The 3,434-nt window shown below is 26.0% G+C and carries 3 protein-coding genes and 1 other annotated feature; of the genes, 2 read left to right on the top strand and 1 reads right to left on the bottom strand.

Annotated features, from left to right (window positions below; translation table 11 throughout):
• Positions 1 to 172: 6,7-dimethyl-8-ribityllumazine synthase (locus Q4E08_RS02650; RefSeq protein WP_303127992.1), on the top strand; the 172-nt coding region annotated here is incomplete at its 5' end.
• A 52-nt stretch (positions 173 to 224) separates the two neighbouring features.
• Here Q4E08_RS02650 and Q4E08_RS02645 read toward each other — a convergent pair.
• Complete coding sequence (locus tag Q4E08_RS02645; RefSeq protein ID WP_303127989.1) at positions 225 to 1,466, bottom strand: hypothetical protein; 1,242 nt, start codon at positions 1,464 to 1,466, stop codon at positions 225 to 227.
• Positions 1,467 to 1,629: 163 nt separating this feature from the next.
• Here Q4E08_RS02645 and Q4E08_RS02640 point away from each other — a divergent pair, with 163 nt between their 5' ends.
• Entirely contained in the window at positions 1,630 to 2,985 is a 1,356-nt protein-coding gene (locus Q4E08_RS02640; protein WP_303127987.1) for a M48 family metallopeptidase, read from the top strand.
• Between the two features lie 142 nt (positions 2,986 to 3,127).
• Positions 3,128 to 3,399: a binding site (T-box leader), on the top strand.
• The last annotated feature ends 35 nt before the right edge of the window (positions 3,400 to 3,434 follow it).

Genomic DNA, 3,434 nt, shown 5'->3' with positions numbered 1-3,434 from the left:
AAAGGGAATAGCACAAGTATCAATGCAAACAGAAAAGCCAGTAATATTTGGAGTATTAACTACAGATACAATAGAACAAGCTATTGAAAGAGCAGGAACTAAAGCTGGAAATAAAGGTTATGATGCAGCAGTATCAGCTATTGAAATGGCAAATTTATTAAGTAATTTATAAAAATTATAAAAAGACTAGAGCTTTTAAAAGTTCTAGTCTTTTAGATTAATATTTAAGCTTTTCTACCAATAGTAGTATTGTCACAAGTTCTATCTCTAAGTTCAGGAATAGGGTGAGTATCAACTTCAAAACGATAATCTTCTTTCTTTTTGCAAATATAATCATCAATTACATTATGACTTGGTACGATATCGTTAGAACTATTTACGATATTTTGGAATTTGCAGAAATTACTATCAGCAGGAACTTTAGAAACATCAATATAATCTTCTTTATCTGAAGTTTCATTTACAGTTCCTTTTAATATATTTCTTACATAATCAACATTTGATCTAAGTTCAAGAAGTTCAGGGAATTCACCATTTGGAATAACTTGTTGCCATTCTTTATTTTCATATTTTTTTAGTAATTCTGCTGCTTTATGTAGTTGAGCAATTTCCATATGTAAGTTTTGTTCCCATAATGATTTTATGTATGGGTCCTTTTCTGTCATATAACATGAATAATATAAATAGCATTCTGTATATTCATGGTTTAAAAGATTTTCAAGCCAAGTACAGTTAGGATCCATTAAGCTTTCATATTGACTAACGTGTTGTTCTTCAATCAATCCAATTTCTTGGTATAATTTTCTTCCTATATCTTCTTTTGCTAAGTTAGAAACATTCATGTAATAATTCATTGTCTGTTGTTCAGCAGCAGTTATAATAGATACGTTTAACTTTGTTATAGGGTCGGCTGTAGTATTATCTATAAAGCGTTTAACATTATCAAACGGATAACGGTGCTCTGATATAGTTGGACGACCTGGCATAATTTCAGTAAATCCTCCAACTAAGTGTTCAGCATGTATTCCTTCTTTCATTTCTAAAAGATCCGCATAACGATATAAGTGGTCAAAATCTTCTAATAATGCAAAGTCTAATGCTTTTTTTACATTAGGATCTGGTTCTCTTTGAGCTAATACCGCAGTTAAATCAACAGCTAATTGTTCGTAACTTATTGTGTGTTCTAGTATAGATTCATTTTTAGGTTTTAAGTTTGAGATTTTCATTTGTTGTTGTTTTTCTATACGACGAGTAAGAGCGATTTCTCTACGAAGGTCATTATTATTACAATGTCTAGCAAATTGATGTGAGAACCAGTTTGCCTCAAATTCTGTTCCGTTCATAAGAATAATTCTAGTTTTAGTATATGGGTCTACTTCATGCTTATTATAAGGTTTTGGATAAATATCATTCCAATTTTCAAATGAGTTCCAAATATCCATAGGTTTTTCATTAAATGGATTCATAGTCATATCTTTACCTCCAATTTTAAAGTTTCATTTATTATTGTTACAATAATAGGGAATATTATGTATTACTATAAAATTTAAATATTAAAAAATTTTGGTTAAATGTTTACAATAATTTTGTAAGGTGTTACTATTTAATTGGAATTAAATGGAGGTGGAAATGAGTTTATTAAGGGGTATTGGGAATGTTTTAGTATATGTTATATTCTACATTTTATATTTGTTTTTAAGTATATTATTAAATTTTAGATGGAATATAATCATATCTGGAACTTTAATGATTATTTTTTTTATAATTGTTACAAGGCAAGGAATAAATATATTTAAAAGATATAAGGGTAAGATTATAAAGATAAAAATATTAAGCTTTATACTTAATATAATGATGTTATTTATGATCTTTATATCTATACTTGTATTGAAGGATTTTTATAAGCTTGAAGATAAAGGTGTTGCGTTATATGCTATTGCTTTAAAGACAGAAGGGGAGTCTGAAGAATATAATAGTAAATTTAAAGTGCTTGATTATAAAAACAATAAAATATTTTATACAGAAGAGCAAGAATCAATAATAGAATTAATAAAAGAATATATTAATGAAGCGAATAAAAAGAACAAAAATATTTTTGGAAATTTTGATTTAAGTACTTTAAGTATTAAATTAGATTACGATAAAAATGTATTCCATAAAAGAGGTAATAATTATAAGGTTGGAGGGTATTATCTTGTAGATGCTAATAGTATGTATTTAAGTGTAGAGGATCCTTATATAGATGTTTTAAAAGGTTATGATTTATTATATGACTTTGATTTTAAAGAAACTTTTCTACATGAATATACACATCATATAGTATATGAATTTATGAAGAAAAATAATATAGATGAGAGCAAAGTCCCTATATGGTTTATAGAAGGAGTATCGGAGTATGTTGGAAACTTAGGCAATAGTTTATATGCTCCACGAAAAATTATAGAATTTGAAAAATTAACTGATTATAATAATTGGAATGAAAGTATAAGTGAAGTAGATGTTTATACTCAAAGTAATTATGCTGTAAGTAAAATTGCGAATCAAAATGGAAATATTGCAATAAAAAATATATTATTAAATATTAAAAATATGAATTTTAATGAAGCTTTTAAGAAAGTTACAGGAACAGAATTTAAGGAGTTTGAATATAATTTTATAAAAGATTTTAATAATGGTTTTATTGAATATAATGATTTAGTACAATATACAGATAACTATAATATTAATGATGAAACTAGAGTTAAATGTTATGAGAAATATTTAGAGAAGAACAATGTAATTAGTGCTTATGAAACTTTAGCTAATATATATGCTAATAGATTAAATAATTATGAAAAGGCTAAATCTACTTTAAAAAAATGTATAGAAAATAATCCAAGTAGTCCTGAGGCTTGGAGGTATCTTGCTTTACTTTATGATGAAAAGGGAGAAAAAAGTTTGGCAGAAGAAGCATTTAATAAAGAAAAGGAGTTATTAAATAAATAACTATTTTTAATAAATTTAATTATAAAAATACTTAAAATCAATATATAATTTTATAAACAATAAATTATATTAAAAAATTTAAATGAGTAGTTGACAAGTTGGAAATTAAAGTATAATATATATTTAAATTTAAAACAGATTTTTAAATTCTATGACGAGAAAAAGTAAGTTATATAATTGTTCCACAGAGAGTTGGCATTTTGCTGTAAGCCAATGTTCAGTATATTTCCGAAAATCATCTCTGAGAAGTAAAGCTGAAATGATATTTTAGTAAGCTTTATCGGATTTTCACCGTTACAGGAAAAGCGTATTAAGATGTACGTAATTAAGGTGCTATGAACATAGTTAAGTGACATTTAGTTTATTTATGTTTATAGAATTAGGGTGGTAACGCGATTTAACCTCGTCCCTTTTATTAGGGACGGGGATTTTTTATTTTTATAAGTTTT

Origin of the sequence: Clostridium sp., assembly GCF_030532265.1 — a bacterium.
GTDB lineage: Bacteria > Bacillota > Clostridia > Clostridiales > Clostridiaceae > Clostridium.
Note: the sequence above shows the minus strand (reverse complement) of the source record. Positions and strands in the feature narration are given on the sequence as shown.